Origin of the sequence: Brucella sp. JSBI001 (genome assembly GCF_026014005.1) — a bacterium.
Classification (GTDB): domain Bacteria; phylum Pseudomonadota; class Alphaproteobacteria; order Rhizobiales; family Rhizobiaceae; genus Brucella; species Brucella anthropi.
Map to the genome: position 1 here is coordinate 1740184 of NZ_CP110339.1, position 17480 is coordinate 1757663.

Below are 17480 nucleotides of genomic sequence, written 5' to 3' on the forward strand. Positions count from 1 at the left end.
GCGTCTATTTAAAAAGTGACCGGGATGCAATGCCTATATGGGTTATAGACATCATGCTCAACAAGTGCGTTGCCAAAAATCGACCTATACTGACATACCATTGTCAGGATCCGACAGGAGACCATCCGCGATTGCAGCCTCCAATCGCTCGACAGCATGGGCCAGTTTTTCATCGATAATGTGCAGATACTGCGTCCAGTCCCCGACATGCTGCAACTCGCTTGCACCATCGGAGATACCGCGAAGCCCAAAAAGCGGAATTCCTGCGAGCTGGCATGCGCGCAGACAGGCATAGGTTTCCATATCAACCATATCCGCATCAACCGTCATATAGGCCTTGCCGGAAACGATATTGGCACCTGTTGAGAGCGAAGCGACAGGAATTTCTGGTACAGAAACCGGGAGCTCGATCACTTTGGGAAGATCGAGAAAAGGCGTTGCGCCTTTTTCAAACCCGAGAGGTGAAGCATCCATATCGCGATAGGATACAGAAGATACCTGAAACACTTCAGCTTGCGGTAAACTGGCTGAGCCTGCTGAGCCAAGCGAGACCACGAGGTCGGGCTTTTCTCCTGCCAGCGTCAGACCTGCAAGAGTATATGCAAGATTGGCAGCCGCCTCGACTGGCCCTACCCCGATCATGACCGGCGTAAAGAGCTTCGCCAAATGACGCCCATATTCGGCATCCACTGCCATGACGTAGAGGAGACGCTTTCCGGCGACAGTTTTAATCATCCCTGCAGGCCTTTTCTGTCCTGCACGACCATCATTGTTCCGGTCATGGTTGCGATCAGGCGCACTTCCGTGTCGGTTACGGCGAATGCCTGTCCATCACTAACCATGATCGTCCGTCCGGGTTTGGTGACCTCGCCACGAAAGAGGAAACGTTCCCCTTTGCCCGGAGCAAGCAGATTCACTTTGAATTCGATGGTCAGTACAGCCGCGTCGGAAGGCATCAGCGTCAGTGCCGCATAGCCGCAAGCAGAATCAAGAGCAGCAGAAATCATGCCCGCATGGAGAATGCCATGCTGTTGCGTCAGCTCCTCTCGAAACGGCATCTCAACTTCAACGATACCGGGCTCACATCGTGTCAGTTCAGCGCCGATCAGTTTCATGGCCGCCTGCCGACCGAAACTTTCCTCGACGCGCTCTTTGAAATCCGGTTCTGCTACACGATGCGCTGACATCGTCTCCCCCGTTCTCTCCATCTATTATCACGCATTATCCAACGCAAAACCGCTTCGCACTTTTGCTGGAAATGCTTTATTTTGATCTCTGCAGAATGCTCACATAAAAACCGTCAGTCCCAGTCGACAATGGCGAAAATACCGCGCCGTGCGACGAGAATACTGGCTTCACCTCACCGGCATCGGCATCGGCATCGGCAACAATTGTATCCCACAAAGCCTCTGGCGCAACTTCCGTAAAATCAGCATTCCTTGTGAGAAACTGTGCAATCTGTCTCGTGTTTTCTTCTGCGAACAATGAACAGGTAATATAGGCCAGACGTCCGCCCGGCTTCACATAATGCTTGGCAGATTCCAGCACTTCCTTCTGGTCCTGAACGCGCCGCTCAAGCTGCTGGTCGTTCAGCCGCCATTTCGCATCCGGGCGGCGGCGCCATGTGCCGGAACCTGTGCAAGGCGCATCCGTCAGCACAAGGTCCATCTGATCTGTTAGCGGACCGAGCGCATCGAGATTTCCATGGACCTGCGTATTGCGCACCCCTGCACGCTGCAATCGCTCATGCATTGGCGACAATCGGGCACGTTCCGCATCATAGGCGTGAATTTGACCTTTATTCTGCATCGCAGCAGCCAGAGCCAATGTCTTGCCGCCAGCTCCAGCGCAATAGTCCAGTACCTGCTGGCCGGGTTTGGCACCGGCAAAGAGTGCGGCGAGCTGTGACCCCAAATCCTGGACCTCGAACCAGCCGTCGAGAAAGGCCTGCTCGCCTTGCACATTCGGATGGCGCCCAAGTGCTTCAATCGGCGGGATGCGTAGCGCCTGCGCAAGGAACGGCGCGGGTGCAGCGCCAGCCTTTTCAAGTGCTGTGAGCGTTTTTTCCGGCGTCGCCTTCAAACTGTTCACACGAAGATCGACTGGCGGTCGCGTTGCCAGCGCCCTGCCTTCATCCACCCAGCGCGCGCCGAAAAGTTCCTCAAGCGACGATGCACACCATTCGGGCACATCCGCCTGAACATGGGCAGGCGCTTCTGTGACATCCCTGCTTTCCCAAGCAATACGACGCGGCTGCTCCAGCACTTCCGGCGCAAACTTGTCTCCATCGAGAGCAGCGTCGATGGCCGCAATATCCATGCCGCCGTCGGCCAATAATGCGCCAAAAGCCAGAGCGCGTGCGTCATCGACATCCATTCGCCATGCGATGGATAATTTGCGGCGCAGTGCATCATAGACGATATTGCCGATCACAGCGCGGTCACCCGCACCTGCGAAACGATGGGAAGCGCCCCAATCCTTCAGCACGTCAGAAGCCGGGCGTGTACCCGCTTCAATCTGATCCAATACCTCGATAGCCGCCTGCAGGCGTCCGCCAAGCCGCATTGTGTCTCCTTCTCGAATGCCTGCTCGGGCATAGCCTTCCTTGCAGGGAAAAGGCAATCGGCAAATCAAAACAAAAAAGCCGAAGCAACGAGCTCCGGCTTTCTTTCTGTCTTATAAACATGGTTTATTCGGCTGCCGTTGCCTCTTCATTTGTAGCAATCGTGTTGGCTTCATAACCATGTGCATCCTTCAAGGCTTTGCGCACACCAGCCTCATAGTCGGGATGGATCAGCTTGAAGTGGCCGAGCTGACGCTCAACGATGAAGCCCGGAACTCCACCCATTGCCGCCGCAATATTGGAGAACAGACGCTGTTTCTGTCCGTCATCGAACAGATTGAACAAGGCCCGCGGCTGCGAGTAATCGTCGTTTCCCACACGATGGTCATAACGGGCGGCATCGCCGGAAATGCGCAACGGCGGTTCCTTGGCCGACGGTTGTTCGACCGGGCCGTTAAACGAATTCGGCTCGTAATAGGCGTCCGGATTGCCGGTCTTGATACCGCCATAGACATTCATCTGACCATCACGGTGATAGTGATGAACCGGACACTTCGGCTGATTGACCGGAATGCTTTCGTAATGCGTGCCAAGGCGATGACGATGCGCATCCGCATAGGAGAAAATACGCGCCTGCAACATCTTGTCGGGTGAATAGCTGATACCCGGCACGATGTTCGACGGCGAGAAAGCCGCATTTTCGATTTCGGTGAAGTAGTTTTCCGGATTACGGTTCAGCTCCATGATACCGATATCGATCGGCGGATAGTCCGCATGCGGCCAGACTTTGGTAAGATCAAACGGATTGTACGGTGTCTTGTCGGCGTCGAGTTCCGGCATGATCTGCACCTGAACCTTCCACTTCGGGAAATTGCCCTTATCGATGGAAGTGAACAAGTCTTCCTGCGTGGATTCTCGCGTGCGACCAATCACACCTTCGGCTTCAGCATTGGTCCAGTGCTTGTGGCCCTGCATGGTCTTGAAATGGAACTTGACCCAATAGCGTTCACCGGCATCGTTCCAGAACGAATAGGTGTGAGAACCATAACCGTTGATATGACGCACATCGGTTGGCAAGCCGCGATCGGACATTAGGATCGTCACCTGATGCAGGCTTTCGGGCGAAAGCGACCAGAAGTCCCACATAGCGGTCGCCGAACGCAGGTTCGTCTTGGGATGACGCTTCTGGGTGTGGATGAAATCCGGGAACTTGACCGGGTCGCGTACAAAGAACACAGGGGTGTTGTTGCCGACCAGATCCCAGTTACCTTCCTCCGTATAGAACTTGAGAGCAAAGCCGCGCACGTCGCGCTCGGCATCAGCAGCACCCTGCTCGCCGGCAACGGTCGAAAAACGCGCCAGCATCGGCGTCTGGGCACCCGGCTGCAGTGCCTTGGCCTTGGTGTATTTCGAAATATCGCCGGTGATGGTCAGCGTACCATAAGCGCCCCAGCCCTTGGCATGAACGGCACGTTCCGGGATACGTTCGCGGTTTTGATGGCTTAGTTTTTCAATGAGCTGATAGTCCTGCATCAAAAGCGGGCCGCGCTCACCTGCGCTCAGGGAATTCTGGTTGTCCGGTATCGGAGCGCCTGCACTCGTCGTCATAATTGGGCGATCTGTCATGGGAATTCCCTCCTGAAAAGCCAATATTGGAATACAACTAGCCTTGCTATAAGCACGACACAGTTCGTCCCTGTCGCGCCGTGGCTAGGTAACTGGCTCAGATTAGACCTATTCCAATCATAATCTCCAATTGCTTTTCCGATTATTTTCGATAAGTTTTTCTTATCATGTTTACAGTACGTCAAATGCGCTATTTCGAAGCGCTTGCCGCCACGCTGCATTTCCGCAAAGCCGCGCAACTGGCACACGTGTCCCAGCCGGCTCTTTCGGCCCAGATCGCGGAAATGGAAGCTCTTGCAGGCGCGCCCCTTTTCGAGCGCTCGCAGCGACAGGTGATAATGACGGAGCTCGGCAAGCAGCTTTATCCGGGTATCCAGACCATCTTGCGCGAACTCCACACACTTGAGGAAATAGCCGCGCAAAGCCGGGGATTGTTACAAACACGGCTGCGGCTGGGCGTCATTCCGACTGTTGCTCCGTATTTGGTCCCGGTTCTCATCCCTCTTTTGCGCGAACGGCATCCGTCATTCCGCCTCCAATTGCGAGAAAGCGTAACCGCGAAACTTCTTGATGAACTGCACGCGGGTGAAATCGATGCAATTGTCGCTGCCCTTCCCATTGATGATGAGCGGCTTGCCCAAAGAAAATTATTCGACGATCACTTTCTGATCGCGACCTCAACCAATGATCAAACTGTTCTCGCTTCGCCCGTGACACAGGACAACGTCGCTCTCGACCGTTTACTCCTGTTGGAAGAGGGGCATTGCATGAGAGATCAGGCATTGGCTGTTTGTTCGCTACCCTCCCAGCGCCAGCTCGTAAAGTATGGTGCCACCAGCATGACCACCCTTTTACAAATGGTGAGCCATGGCATGGGCCTTACTCTCATTCCCGAAATCGCGGTGCGCGCGGAAGCACGCAGCAATCATATGCGCATCGTGCCCTTTGACGGCGAGCAACCAAAGCGGGAAATCGCCTTGTTCTGGCGGCGACAGAGTATGCGCCGAAAAGATTTTCAGGCGCTTGGTGATTGTATCGTGGAAAGCGCCAATGGGCTCTTCATTCGTTCAAAGGAACTGGCAGCATTCACAAAATAAAAGGGCGACCTAAAGCCGCCCTATCATGAATACCATGAGACAGGTTTACATGCCGCCGGGATAGTTCGGGCTTTCGCGGGTGATTGCAACGCCATGCGAATGGCTTTCCCGCAACCCGGCGTTGGAAATGCGCACAAAAGTCGCTTTCTCGCGGAATTCCTCCAGCGTCTTCGCGCCTACATAGCCCATGGAAGCGCGCAAACCGCCTGCAAGTTGGTGCAGGACCGCGGAAATCGGCCCCTTGTAAGCCACCTGTCCTTCGATGCCTTCCGGTACGAGCTTCAGCTCATCGCGCACTTCCGCTTGGAAATAACGATCAGCCGAGCCGCGCGCCATGGCACCGACCGAACCCATACCGCGATAGGCTTTGAACGAGCGGCCCTGATGCAAATAGACTTCGCCGGGGCTTTCTTCCGTACCGGCCAACAGCGAACCAGCCATTGCCGCGACTGCTCCAGCGGCCAACGCTTTGGCGAAATCGCCCGAAAACTTGATGCCGCCATCAGCGATTACCGGGATATTCTGCTTCTGCGCTGCTTCAACGGCTGACATAATGGCCGAAAGCTGTGGAACGCCGACACCGGCAACAATACGCGTGGTGCAGATCGAGCCCGGCCCGATACCAACCTTGACCGCATCCGCACCGGCATCAATCAGTGCCTGTGTACCAGCGGTCGTTGCCACATTACCTGCAAGAATTGCTATATTCGGATAGGCTTTCTTGATACGGGCCACTGCATCAAGAACGCGCTGCGAATGGCCATGCGCCGTGTCCACCACCAGAAGATCGACACCGGCTTCGATCAAACGTTCGGCGCGTTCGTAACCATCCTCGCCGACGCTCGTTGCTGCAGCAGCGCGCAGACGTCCCTGAGCGTCCTTGGCGGCGTTCGGATTGAGCTGCGACTTTTCAATATCCTTGACGGTAACAAGACCAACGCAACGACCCTGATCGTCGACAACGAGAAGCTTTTCAATACGATGAGCGTGCAACAGACGTTTTGCTTCGTCCTGATTGACATTCTCGCGAACCGTAATGAGGTTCTCACGGGTCATCAGCTCGTGGATTTTCTGCTTCGGATCGGACGCAAAACGGACATCGCGATTGGTCAGGATACCGACAAGACGCCCCGGACCCTTGGTAGCATTCTCAACGACCGGAATACCCGAAATTCCATGTGCCTTCATCAATGCCTGAGCGTCGGCAAGTGTCGCATCCGGCCCGATGGTAACCGGATTTACAACCATGCCGGATTCAAATTTCTTTACCTGACGGACTTCTTCCGCCTGACGCTCCGGCGTCAGATTACGGTGAATGACGCCAATACCACCGGCCTGCGCCATCGCAATAGCCAGACGGGATTCCGTCACCGTATCCATGGCAGCAGAAAGAAGAGGAAGGTTAAGCTCGATATCCTTGGCGATGCGCGTGCGCAGATCAACCTGCCCCGGCATTACTTCGGAATGGCCCGGCTGCAACAGCACATCATCAAATGTGAGAGCGAGAGCGCCAGTGGGCGATTCCACGATTTTAGCCATTGCCAATTCCTTTGCCGATTTTATCGAATGAGAAAAGCCGCCTCTCCGGAATAGGTCCGGGAGCAGCGACACATCTGGTTTGCTAGGTTGAATTGGCACCGGCTGGTAACACGGTTATGACCAAATGGAAAGCCTTTTGCTGACAAGTTTCAGTTACCGATAAGGATTTACGTGATAAATCTCTGCACACATCGAAATCGGGCAGCAGCAGGCTTGCAGGGGCAAAGTGAGAAAATCCTATAGACGCGTTCCACTCATCCGCCGGTCAAAAGCCATGTGGATCTCACCACATGTCTGGAAACCGCGACTGGTCTTCTGGTGCGGCGCACTGGCCATCGGTCTTATCAGTGTAGGCTTTGCCGAAGCTGCGGACATTGCACAAGATTGGTTCAAGAGCCTCACAAGTGGAAGCGGCTGGCGCGCATGGCTTCCCCTGCTTATCACGCCGGTGGGGTTTATGGCCTGTTCCTGGATAGCCTTATCCTGGTTTCCAAATTCTGGAGGCAGTGGCATTCCGCAAGCAATTGCCGCACGCCATTTGCACGATCATGAAGATCGAACTCTGCTGCTTTCACTCAAAACCGCGATCGGTAAGATCATTCTTACTCTGGCCGGGCTTTTCAGTGGTGCATCTATCGGTCGTGAGGGTCCAACCGTGCAGATCGGTGCGTCCATCATGATGCAATCAGCGCGTTTCGGCGGCATGGAACAAGCGCGTGGTCTCATCCTTGCAGGCTCTGCCGCAGGTATAGCGGCTGCGTTCAATACCCCCCTTGCAGGTGTTGTCTTCGCTATTGAGGAGATGGGGCGCGCCTACGCCGCACGAACCAACGGTCTCGTATTATCTGCTGTTATTCTCGCCGGTCTTGCTTCGCTGGGCCTCGTTGGAAACTATAATTATTTCGGGCTGACCACCGTTACTGCTTCCAGCGGTAAAGACTGGGTTCTGGTGATTGCGTGCGGTGTAATTGGTGGAGCATTCGGGGCTGCCTTCAGTGCGCTCGCACTCGAACTAGGACGTCGTGTGCGACGCCGCATACAAAAGGCCCCTCTTCGCAACGCAGTATTTTTCGCGGGAATTTGCGGTCTTCTGGTCGCTATCATTGGCATTGCGTCCGGCGGATCGACCTTTGGAGCAGGCTACGATCAGGCACGGAGCGCCGTGGAAGGGTTGGCTCTTCCACCTCTTTATTTCATAGGGAAGTTCCTTGCTGGTCTCCTTTCCATGATTTCGGGGATACCGGGCGGAATATTTGCACCTTCTTTGTCGGTCGGTGCGGGACTAGGCAGCACAATCGGCCTGGTTCTTGGAACCAGTGCGAGTCTTGCTGCTGTTCTCGGTATGGCAGGCTATTTTGCTGGCGTCGTGCAAGCGCCGATGACTGCATTCGTCATCATTCTGGAAATGACCGGCAATCATAACAACGTCATTCCACTCATGTGCGCATCGATGCTGGGCTATGGCACTGCACGGCTGATCTCTCACGAGCCGCTCTATCATGCTTTGTCACGTGACTACGTGGCAGACGTACTGCGCCAGCGCCGGGCGCGCGAAAAGAATACGCTCTCTCAATAGAGCGAAAATGGAGGAGAAAACTGTTCATGGATCGCAGAACATTCGCCAAGTCGCTTGCGGGACTTGGGGCAATGCCCTTTGTCGTCAATGCGGCATCGGCAGCTACTGAGGGAGGAGCAGGCATGCTGGAGCTTATGGGTGGAAGCATCACGGATGTACCCGGAATCAAGCTGGGACACCACACACTGACAAAACGCCCGACCGGGTGCACTGTTCTTCTCTGCGAAGAAGGCGCTTCCGCGGGTGTTGATGTACGCGGTTCGGCGCCCGGTACGCGTGAAACCGATCTGCTCGATCCGATCAATTATGTGCAGCAGGTTCAAGCTATTCTGCTTTCAGGCGGTAGTGCCTATGGTCTGGCGGCTGCGACTGGCGTTATGCGTTATCTTGAAGAGAACAATCTCGGCTTCAAGATCGGCAAAGGCGTCGTTCCGATTGTACCAGCAGCAATCCTGATGGATCTCGGTGTCGGAGATTTTTCTGTGCGCCCCGATGAGGAAGCCGGTTATCTGGCATGCCAGGCCGCCAAGGCTGAAGCTTCTGGAGAAGGCAACATCGGTGCTGGTGCAGGCGCTACCGTCGGCAAAATGTTCGGCATGGACTACGCCATGAAGGGTGGGCTCGGCACAGCCAGTTACAAGGTGCCTGGCACCGAAATCGTTGTCGGCGCGATTGTTGCCGTCAATGCTGTTGGTGACGTCTATGCGCCAAATTCACGCCAGATTCTGGCTGGCGCGCGGACCGAGGACGGCAAGGGCTTCCGTGATACGATGTCCGCCATCATGCAGGGCCATGGCGTGGTCAAGTCCGGCGGTGCCAACACCACGATTGGCGCAATAGCGACCAACGTCCCGTTCGACAAGGCTCAGCTGAAAAAGATTGCGGGCATGGCGCATGACGGTTTTGCGCGCACAATCAACCCAATCCATACCATGTGGGACGGTGACACGATCTTCGCACTTTCCACAGGCAAGGCAAAAGACGTGGAAGCCGATGTAACTGCGATTGGAGCAATTGCAGCGACTGTTATGGCAGAAGCCGTGGCACGTGCAGTTGTCAATGCAGACAGCCTTAAGGATTTGAATTTGCCAGCATATAAGGATTATGCCCCGCAGTAAGGTGGTTACCTGTCAACAATACTGTGCACTTCGGCGGCCCGTCAGATGCACAAAAGGCAGTCTGGACAGGCTGTAGAAGCGTGTTCTTTACAGAAGCGAATCCTTCTATAGTCCAACCATGCCAATTCGACACTTAAGCGAAACCATCATCAACCAGATCGCGGCGGGGGAAGTCATCGAACGCCCCGCCAGCGTTATCAAGGAACTTGTCGAAAATGCTATCGACGCTGGCGCGACCCGCATTGAGGTCGTGACCGGTGGCGGTGGCAAGACATTGTTGCGCGTGACTGATAATGGTTCGGGAATTCCGATCGATGAGCTTCCATTGGCAGTCTCCCGCCATTGTACCTCCAAGCTTTCGGACGATGTGCACGACATTCGCGCACTTGGGTTTCGTGGGGAGGCTCTGCCATCCATTGGCTCGGTCGCAAAACTGACCCTCAAATCTCGTCCGCAGGACGCTGACTCCGGCTTTGAAGTATCGGTTTCCGGCGGACATCTCGACGGTCCCCGTCCTTCCGCGCTCAATCGCGGGACGATTGCCGAGGTCCGCGATCTTTTTTACGCGACGCCTGCCCGTCTCAAATTCATGAAAACGGATCGTGCGGAAGCTGCTGCCATAACCGACGTCGTCAAGCGCATCGCAATTGCCTTTCCCCATGTCCGCTTTTCGCTTGCAGGCACCGACAGGACACCGCTGGAACTGGCCGCAACCGGCAGCGGCGCAGAAGCAACGCTTGAGCGCATCAATCAGGTGCTCGGAAAAGAATTCGGCGAAAATGCGCTTGCCATTGACGCGGAACGCGACGGCGTGCGTCTGGCCGGGTTTGTCGGCATCCCCTCCCATAATCGTGGCAACGCCCTGCATCAGTTCGCCTATGTGAATGGGCGCCCGGTGCGGGACAAACAGCTTTTCGGCGCATTGCGTGGAGCCTATGCGGATGTCATGGCACGCGATCGTCATCCGGTTGCCGTACTGTTTCTGACGCTGGACCCGGCACTAGTCGACGTTAATGTGCATCCTGCCAAGGCTGACGTCCGTTTCCGTGATCCGGGTCTCGTGCGCGGACTGATCGTCGGGGCGATCAAACAAGCACTGGCGCAGTCAGGTATTCGGCCTGCGACCAGCGGTGCCGATGCCATGCTGCAAGCGTTCCGTGCAGAAGGATTCCAGCCGCCCTCACCATCATTCACATCGCGGCCTTCTTCGGCTGGTTATGCATCGGGGAGCTGGCACCCCGCAGTTTTCTCGCCGAGAACCGAATGGTCACCGCAGACCGCACATCCGGCGCATCGGCCGCTGGACTTGGGAGCGGCACGCTCCTTTCAGGAAAGTGACCAGGCGACGCTCGCCACCGTTAACGTGCTGGCGGCAGATGTCCGAGCGACGCGTGACGAAGCACCAGTGGAACTCCAGCAAAAGCCACTCGGGGCAGCCCGCGCGCAAATCCACGCGAACTATATTGTCTCCCAAACCGAAGACAGTCTCGTCATTGTAGATCAGCATGCGGCTCACGAACGTCTTGTTTACGAGGCGTTGAAAAACGCCCTGCATTCCCGCCCCATACCGGGACAAATGCTGCTTATTCCTGAAATTGTGGATCTGCCAGAAGAAGACGCCGAGCGACTGGCAACCCACGCGGAAACACTTGCCCGCTTTGGCCTTGGCATCGAGCAATTCGGACCCGGTGCCATCGCAGTGCGTGAAACGCCCGCAATGCTCGGAGAAATGAACGTGCAGCAGCTGATCCGCGATCTTTCGGATGAGATTGCGGAACACGACACATCTGAAGGATTGAAGGCCATGTTGAACCATGTGGCCGCAACAATGGCCTGTCATGGTTCCGTTCGCTCGGGGCGACGGTTGAAGCCTGAAGAAATGAATGCGCTCCTGCGTGAAATGGAAGCCACCCCCGGCTCAGGCACCTGCAATCACGGTCGCCCAACCTACATCGAACTGAAACTGACAGATATCGAACGGCTATTTGGCAGGCGCTGATAGAATTACAACGACGTATGATGTTGTACTGCTGGACGCAACGCACGACGCTTGCTAGAGTCGGCTACAAAGGTTTTACACACATGAATAAATTTGAATCCCCCCGTTCTTCTGAAGCTGTTCTGCGCTATCTCGACGGTGATTATGAAATCGTCAGGCATGGAGCCTATGTCGCGTGCGCGGTGACAGGCGCCCATATCCCGCTCGATGAACTCAAATATTGGAGTGTTTCGCGGCAGGAACCCTACGCAACAGGCCTGATTTCTTTTGAACGTGAGTTGGAAGTCAATCCTGAAATGCGTAGCCGAAAGAAGGCTTAAAATCAGCTTGCAACACGGCTTTTAAAGCGCTCGATGACCGTATCCAGAATGTGATCAAGCGCATCGTTGCGATCAAATTTGAGATCAACGTTAAGGACAGCGAGTTTCGTCAGAAAACCGGCAGGAACTCCAATCATCGTTGCCAGACGCACCTGATCCTTCGCCGTAGTGATCAATCCCAATCCCTGACGACGTGCTGTGTCTGTCAGATTGCGAATATCGTCTGATGCAAAGCTGTGATGATCGGGGAATGAGCGTGTTTCTACAATCTCACCGCCTGCTTCAGCAACACTTGCATAGAATTTTTCAGGATTACCTATGCCCGCAAATGCAAGCCAACGATTGCCCGCTACCGGTACGGTAGACGACGGCTTAAGCTGAGCTTCATATATCGGTCTACCTGCTCGTGCTGCCTGACGGATAACGAAATCAGCACCATCACCTTTGCCGATACGCAGCAAAGCGTCGGTCTTACGCATTTGATCTGTCAGTGGAGCCCGCAGGGGGCCTGCCGGTATGACCTTACCATTGCCAATACCACGGGCAGCATCCACAACCAGCAACGAAAAATCGGCAAAAAGTCGTGCGCTCTGGAAACCGTCATCCATGATGATAAAATCGCAACCGAGCGCCTGTAAATATCGAGCCGCCTTTAGCCTATCAGGACAGAGAGCCACCGAAGCATGACGTGCCAGCAGGAGTGGCTCATCTCCGACGTAACGCGCACTGTCATGCGCGGGATCAACAACGTGTAGTCCCTTGTAAGCGCCGCCATATCCGCGTGAGACAATTCCGGGGTTTAGACCTCGTGCTTTTGCACCAGCAGAAAAAGCAATTGCAGTCGGTGTTTTTCCGGCCCCACCTACGGTAAAATTGCCCACGCAAAGAACCGGCAGAGAAATTTTTGGTGGTTCCGCTTTCAAAAGCCGACGGCCCGCCACGGCTCCGTAGAGCCAGGCAGCAGGCGCCAAAGACAAAGCGCGCCAATCAGGTTTATCCCACCAGAAAGGCGGCGCTTCACTCACCATGCTCAGTGACCGCCTGTCTGATAGGCAGCCTCATTGCGATTGCCGGGTAACTGTGCCTGCAGGATCAATGGCTGGATAAACGGCTCGAGTGCGACAAGCGTACGATCCAGTGCGCCGCGCATATCCCTGACCGTGCTCACCCCGGCATTGATCATGGCACGGAGATGCTGAGGGTTGTTGAACAGGAAATTGATCGCTCCTGCGAGCATATTGCGATCCTTCACAATGCGTGCGCCCCCATTCTTGATGAGGCGTTGGAAGGATTCACGGAAATTCTGGACATTTCGTCCTGTTAACACAGCAGTTCCCATCATCGCCGGTTCCAGAGGGTTGTGTCCACCTTCCTTGGTCAGCGAATTGCCAATAAATGCTATTTCGGTGAGCTGAAGATAAAGTCCCATCTCCCCAATGGTATCTCCGAGCAGGATATCTGTGTCGGCTTCAATCGGCTCATTGGCGCTGCGACGCGCAACCTTGAGCCCCTTTTCAGCCAGCATAGCCTGAATGGCCGCAGCACGATCTGGATGACGCGGCACGATGATCGTGACAAGATGCGGATAGCGTACTTTCAGCATCTGATGAACTTCTGCTGTGATCGCTTCTTCGCCGTCATGGGTCGAAATTGCGGCCCACGTTCTCCGTCCACCGATCTGGCGTTGCAATGCGGCCAGAGCCTGTGGATCAGCCGGCGGCGGATTCGTATCGACCTTGAGATTACCTGAAACACTGACAGGCCGCGCTCCCAGCGTACGAAAGCGATCTGCATCTAGTTCCGACTGTGCGACCACATAGGCAAAATTTTCAAAGAGCGCTTCGGCCAGAGCCGGTCTTTTCTGCCAGGCAGCAAAAGAGCGGTCAGACATGCGCCCATTGACCAGAACCTGCGGCGTGTGGCGACTGCCAAGTGAAAGCACAGTAGCAGGCCAGACTTCAGATTCACAACCGATGGCAAGATCAGGTTTCCAGTGGTTGAGAAACCTGTTAACCGCCGGTTGCAAATCCAGCGGCGCGTATTGGTGAATGACCTTACTACCTAACTGATCTGCGACAACTTTTGCCGACGTCACAGTACCTGTCGTCAGCACGATATGGATACCAGTCGCAGCGATCCGCTCAATCAATGGCGTGATCGCGACGGTTTCACCAACGCTTGCCGCGTGGGCCCAGATAACCGGCCCTTGCGGACGTGCTATGGCGGATTTGCCGTAGCGCTCGCCGCGGCGCATGCGCTCTTCCTTGCCGCGAGACGCACGATAGGCGATGTAAGGCCCCATAAATGGATAGGCCGCGGAACCGAGTGCACGGTAGGCAGACAACATATTGCGCGCCCAGCGTTCGCTCATTTCGCTTTCTCCAACGCAGCATAGGCCTTGACGGTCGCGTCGTTGAGTTGGCGCGTTAGCTCCATGCGTTTTTCTTCCAATTGCGTTTCATCGGCATCCGCGTCGACCCATACATTGTCGCCGCGCACGATAATCGAACGCCCAAAGGGCAGCGGAATCGTCGTTTTATCCCAGGACTTTTCCAGAACATGGTTCCGTGAGAAAGCATAAGCAACCGGTATTATCGGACGACCGGACAATTTCGCCAATAAAATGATGCCTTCTCCGGCCTCACGCGCTTTGCCGTGAGCGATGTCCGCTATAATTGATGCCGACTGCCCGTTTTTGAGAGCATTCTTCAACGTCAGAAGCGCGCGCGCGCCTCCCTTTTCAGGCTTGGAGCGCGAACCTCGTCCACCAGAGCCACGCACTGTCAACAATCCAAGTTTTTCCGCAACACGAGCGTTCAGTTCCGCATCTGCACTGCGCGAAAACATGGCGACAAGTTCAATTCCCTTGGGGCAGATGAACGGTCCCATGAGATGTTGCCCATGCCAGAAAGTCACGATGAAAGGATCGTCTTTACCCACCAGCGCCTGTGGGTCTGCTGATTCTTTCAAGCGAGAATTTGTGAAATAGACAAGCTTGAAGTAGGAGGTGATCAGCCAGACCAGCATGGCTTTAACCACGGCAGACTGCGCCAGTGGCCCGCGAATACGTCGCCAGAGGCGCTTCGCGAATCCTTGCTTCTTATGCCCGGTGGTCTGACCCGGGCTATCTCCGCTTTGCATCCGATATTGGCCGGGAGCAGTCAAACTGCTCAATCCGCCTTCAGCGTCACGCCTTCTGGATCGAGCAACCGATGCAGGTGCACAATGAAATAGCGCATATGAGCATTGTCTACTGTTTGCTGTGCCTTCGACTTCCATGCGGTCTTGGCCGACTCGTAATCCGGGTAGATGCCAACGATATCGACGTTTTCAAGATCGCGGAACTCAACGGTACCGAGCTTTTTCAGCTCACCGCCGAACACCAGATGAAGAAGCTGCTTTTTGTCGCCTTCGACGCTCATGACAATTATCCCTGAACAAAATTGGTTCGCGGCATGATTAACCCAAGGGTCAGTCCGCGACAACACTCAACATTTTTTGCAGAAGGTCTCCGCTGGCGGCAACGAGAGCGCCATGGCTCAACGTCGGACCACCATACTGGATCGGTAGGGCATCGCTTGTCAGGATTGCCCCGCCCGACTCACTCAGGATCAGATCAGCTGCTGCCAAATCCCAATCATGTGAATTTGGCCGAATGAAGGTGCCCGCTATATCTCCACGCGCCACCATAGCGATACGGTAGGCCAGCGAGGGAACATAGGGATGAATCTTTACACGATCCCGCCAGCTTTCCGGGAGTGCCGTCACCATATTGCGGGCTGATGCTATTGTCACCTGTTCACCGGGCGATGGTAATCTGACACGTATCACAGCACCGTTTTGTGAAGCCCCAACGCCTTTCCCTGCTTCGATGAGTTCGTTGCGCGCCGGACATTCCAGAACGCCAGCCAACGGGCGGCCATTTTCCACAACGGCTATGCTAATACACCATTGATCCTGTCCAGCGATGTATGCACGGGTGCCGTCAATCGGATCGACAACGAAGGCGCGGCTGCGTTTTTCAGCCGCCCGTTCATCGACGGTCTCTTCCGATATCCAGCCATAATCTGGCCGCGCTTTCAAAAGAACATCCTTTAGATAGCGGTCAACAGCCAGATCAGCTTCACTGACCGGCGATGAACCATCCTTCAGCCAGACTTCCGGAGAACGACCGAAGTAGCGCATCGCGATACGTCCGGCTTCACGCGCAGCATCACGCAGAAGCGTCAGTTCACTGACAATTTCGTTGTGCCTGTCAGTTTCCGGCAAGAGTCATGCCTTCAATTACGAGTGTCGGTGCCGTCATCCCGAAGTTTCGGTCAATATCGGAGGCGGGTGTCATATTGAGGAACATGTCCTTGAGGTTCGAAGCAATCGTCACTTCACTGATCGGGTAGGCAAGTTCGCCATTTTCGATCCAAAACCCCGACGCGCCGCGGCTATATTGGCCCGTGATCATGTCAACGCCCTGCCCGAATACCTCTGTCACATAAAAACCTGTGCCTATTGCACGGATCAATTCCTCCGGCGACTGCGAACCGGGCTCGATGGCAAAATTGGTTGAAGCAGGCGAAACGCCAGAGCCCGAACGAACACCACGACCATTGCCTTGCAGGCCCAGTTCCCGGGCGCTCGATCCAGAAAGCAGCCAGTGTTTGAGAACGCCATCCTCCACCATCGTCAAAGATTGCCCCTCAATCCCTTCGCCGTCGAACGGGCGCGAAGACGAACCGCGCACACGCAGCGGATTGTCAGTAACATTTATGCCGTTCTTGAGAACCTGTTTACCGAGACTGTCACGAAGAAAACTCGTCTTGCGTGCAACAGAAGCGCCATTAATCGCGCTTGCAAGATGTCCCGCAATACCGCGCGCAAGGCGAGGATCGTAGATAACGGTGACAGGCCCCGTCTTCGCCTGACGTGCACCCAACCGCTGCACAGCGCGTTCACCAGCGCGACGACCGATATCATCAGGCGTATCAAGATCAGAAAAATGCAGGCGCGAACTGAAATCATAATCGCGCTCCATTTTCGTGCCCTCGCCCGCAATGGCCGAGACCGATCGTCCAAAGCGTGTAGCAGCATAATGCCCCGAAAAGCCTGTCGATGTGACCAGCACCAGACCACCCAGGCTGCGCGAGGCACCAGCTCCGCCTGAATTCGTCACGCCGCTGACTGCGAGTGCAGCTGCTTCCGTCGCAAGTGCGTCCTGCGTCAAACGGTCGGAATCGATTTCCGTTGAATCGTAGAGATCAAGATCACGAGGCGAAACAACAAGCAGCGATGGGTCTGCGAGTTGCTCATAGGGATCCTCCGGCGCAACGCGTGCCATAGCAACAGCACGCTCGGCGAGACGGTCGGGATCGGCGCTCGCATTGGCCGAAACGCTCGCAATGCGACGGCCCACAAAAACGCGCAGAGCGAAATCGTCACTTTCCGACGATTCGGTTCCCTCAACCTTGCCCAACCTCACTGATACGCTAACTGACCGTGCTCGCATCACGACTGCGTCAGCCTGATCAGCTCCCGCCCGTTTGGCTGCAGCCACGAGAACGGCTGCGCGATCGACAAGTTTCTCCGCCGAATTATCTGAAATCATTATATAATCCGAGTTTCCCAAGTTCATCACGGTTCAACCTCGC

General features: G+C 55.2%; 16 protein-coding genes. 5 read left to right on the top strand and 11 right to left on the bottom strand.

Annotation, left to right across the window (positions count from 1 at the left end):
• Positions 1–84: 84 nt before the first annotated feature.
• The 4 genes from LJ361_RS08270 to katA form a co-directional block, all read right to left on the bottom strand.
• Positions 85–735 (bottom strand): 5'-methylthioadenosine/S-adenosylhomocysteine nucleosidase, encoded by a 651-nt coding sequence (locus tag LJ361_RS08270; protein WP_264813311.1) that lies wholly within the window; start codon positions 733–735, stop codon positions 85–87.
• Positions 732–1187, bottom strand: a complete 456-nt coding sequence (locus LJ361_RS08275; RefSeq protein WP_010661020.1) for a PaaI family thioesterase — start codon at positions 1185–1187, stop codon at positions 732–734. The genes LJ361_RS08270 and LJ361_RS08275 overlap by 4 nt, the downstream gene beginning before the upstream one ends.
• A gap of 76 nt (positions 1188–1263) precedes the next feature.
• Complete coding sequence (locus LJ361_RS08280; protein ID WP_264813312.1) at positions 1264–2565, bottom strand: RsmB/NOP family class I SAM-dependent RNA methyltransferase; 1302 nt, start codon at positions 2563–2565, stop codon at positions 1264–1266.
• 124 nt (positions 2566–2689) lie between these two features.
• The gene (gene katA, locus LJ361_RS08285) at positions 2690–4189 is read right to left on the bottom strand and encodes a catalase KatA (RefSeq protein ID WP_011982770.1); all 1500 of its coding nucleotides are present in this window, start codon (positions 4187–4189) and stop codon (positions 2690–2692) included.
• 167 nt (positions 4190–4356) lie between these two features.
• Here katA and LJ361_RS08290 point away from each other — a divergent pair, with 167 nt between their 5' ends.
• Entirely contained in the window at positions 4357–5286 is a 930-nt protein-coding gene (locus tag LJ361_RS08290) for a hydrogen peroxide-inducible genes activator (protein ID WP_264813313.1), read from the top strand.
• A 45-nt stretch (positions 5287–5331) separates the two neighbouring features.
• Here LJ361_RS08290 and guaB read toward each other — a convergent pair whose 3' ends face one another.
• The gene (gene guaB / locus LJ361_RS08295) at positions 5332–6825 is read right to left on the bottom strand and encodes an IMP dehydrogenase (RefSeq protein WP_010661016.1); all 1494 of its coding nucleotides are present in this window, start codon (positions 6823–6825) and stop codon (positions 5332–5334) included.
• Positions 6826–7051: 226 nt separating this feature from the next.
• On the opposite strand from guaB, the gene LJ361_RS08300 reads away from it, so the two are divergent.
• The 4 genes from LJ361_RS08300 (at position 7052) to LJ361_RS08315 (ending at position 11838) form a co-directional block, all read left to right on the top strand.
• The gene (locus LJ361_RS08300; RefSeq protein WP_029376223.1) at positions 7052–8401 is read left to right on the top strand and encodes a chloride channel protein; all 1350 of its coding nucleotides are present in this window, start codon (positions 7052–7054) and stop codon (positions 8399–8401) included.
• Between the two features lie 26 nt (positions 8402–8427).
• Complete coding sequence (locus tag LJ361_RS08305) at positions 8428–9519, top strand: P1 family peptidase (RefSeq protein WP_010661014.1); 1092 nt, start codon at positions 8428–8430, stop codon at positions 9517–9519.
• A gap of 118 nt (positions 9520–9637) precedes the next feature.
• A complete protein-coding gene (gene mutL, locus LJ361_RS08310; RefSeq protein WP_029927963.1) occupies positions 9638–11518 on the top strand; it encodes a DNA mismatch repair endonuclease MutL in 1881 nt (626 codons plus the stop codon).
• 83 nt (positions 11519–11601) lie between these two features.
• On the top strand, positions 11602–11838 hold the full coding sequence (locus LJ361_RS08315; protein ID WP_010661012.1) for a DUF2093 domain-containing protein: 237 nt from the start codon (positions 11602–11604) through the stop codon (positions 11836–11838).
• Positions 11839–11840: 2 nt separating this feature from the next.
• On the opposite strand, the gene lpxK is transcribed toward LJ361_RS08315, so the two are convergent.
• From lpxK to LJ361_RS08345, 6 genes are read right to left on the bottom strand one after another with little or no spacing between them, the layout of a single operon-like run.
• Positions 11841–12866 carry a tetraacyldisaccharide 4'-kinase gene (gene lpxK, locus LJ361_RS08320; protein WP_029927964.1) on the bottom strand — a complete coding sequence of 342 codons (1026 nt, stop codon included), beginning with the start codon at positions 12864–12866 and terminating at the stop codon, positions 11841–11843.
• Positions 12867–12868: 2 nt separating this feature from the next.
• Positions 12869–14209 carry a lipid IV(A) 3-deoxy-D-manno-octulosonic acid transferase gene (waaA, locus tag LJ361_RS08325; RefSeq protein WP_010661010.1) on the bottom strand — a complete coding sequence of 447 codons (1341 nt, stop codon included), beginning with the start codon at positions 14207–14209 and terminating at the stop codon, positions 12869–12871.
• Positions 14206–14979, bottom strand: coding sequence for a lysophospholipid acyltransferase family protein (locus LJ361_RS08330; RefSeq protein ID WP_010661009.1), 774 nt, complete (start codon positions 14977–14979; stop codon positions 14206–14208). The genes waaA and LJ361_RS08330 overlap by 4 nt, the downstream gene beginning before the upstream one ends.
• Before the next feature lie 29 nt (positions 14980–15008).
• Positions 15009–15260 (bottom strand): DUF4170 domain-containing protein, encoded by a 252-nt coding sequence (locus LJ361_RS08335; protein ID WP_010661008.1) that lies wholly within the window; start codon positions 15258–15260, stop codon positions 15009–15011.
• Between the two features lie 49 nt (positions 15261–15309).
• Positions 15310–16107 (bottom strand): 3'(2'),5'-bisphosphate nucleotidase CysQ, encoded by a 798-nt coding sequence (locus LJ361_RS08340; RefSeq protein WP_010661007.1) that lies wholly within the window; start codon positions 16105–16107, stop codon positions 15310–15312.
• Positions 16094–17437: a TldD/PmbA family protein gene (locus LJ361_RS08345; protein WP_264813315.1), complete on the bottom strand. Its 1344-nt coding sequence runs from the start codon at positions 17435–17437 to the stop codon at positions 16094–16096. Before LJ361_RS08345 ends, LJ361_RS08340 begins: the two co-directional genes overlap by 14 nt.
• Positions 17438–17480: the final 43 nt, after the last annotated feature.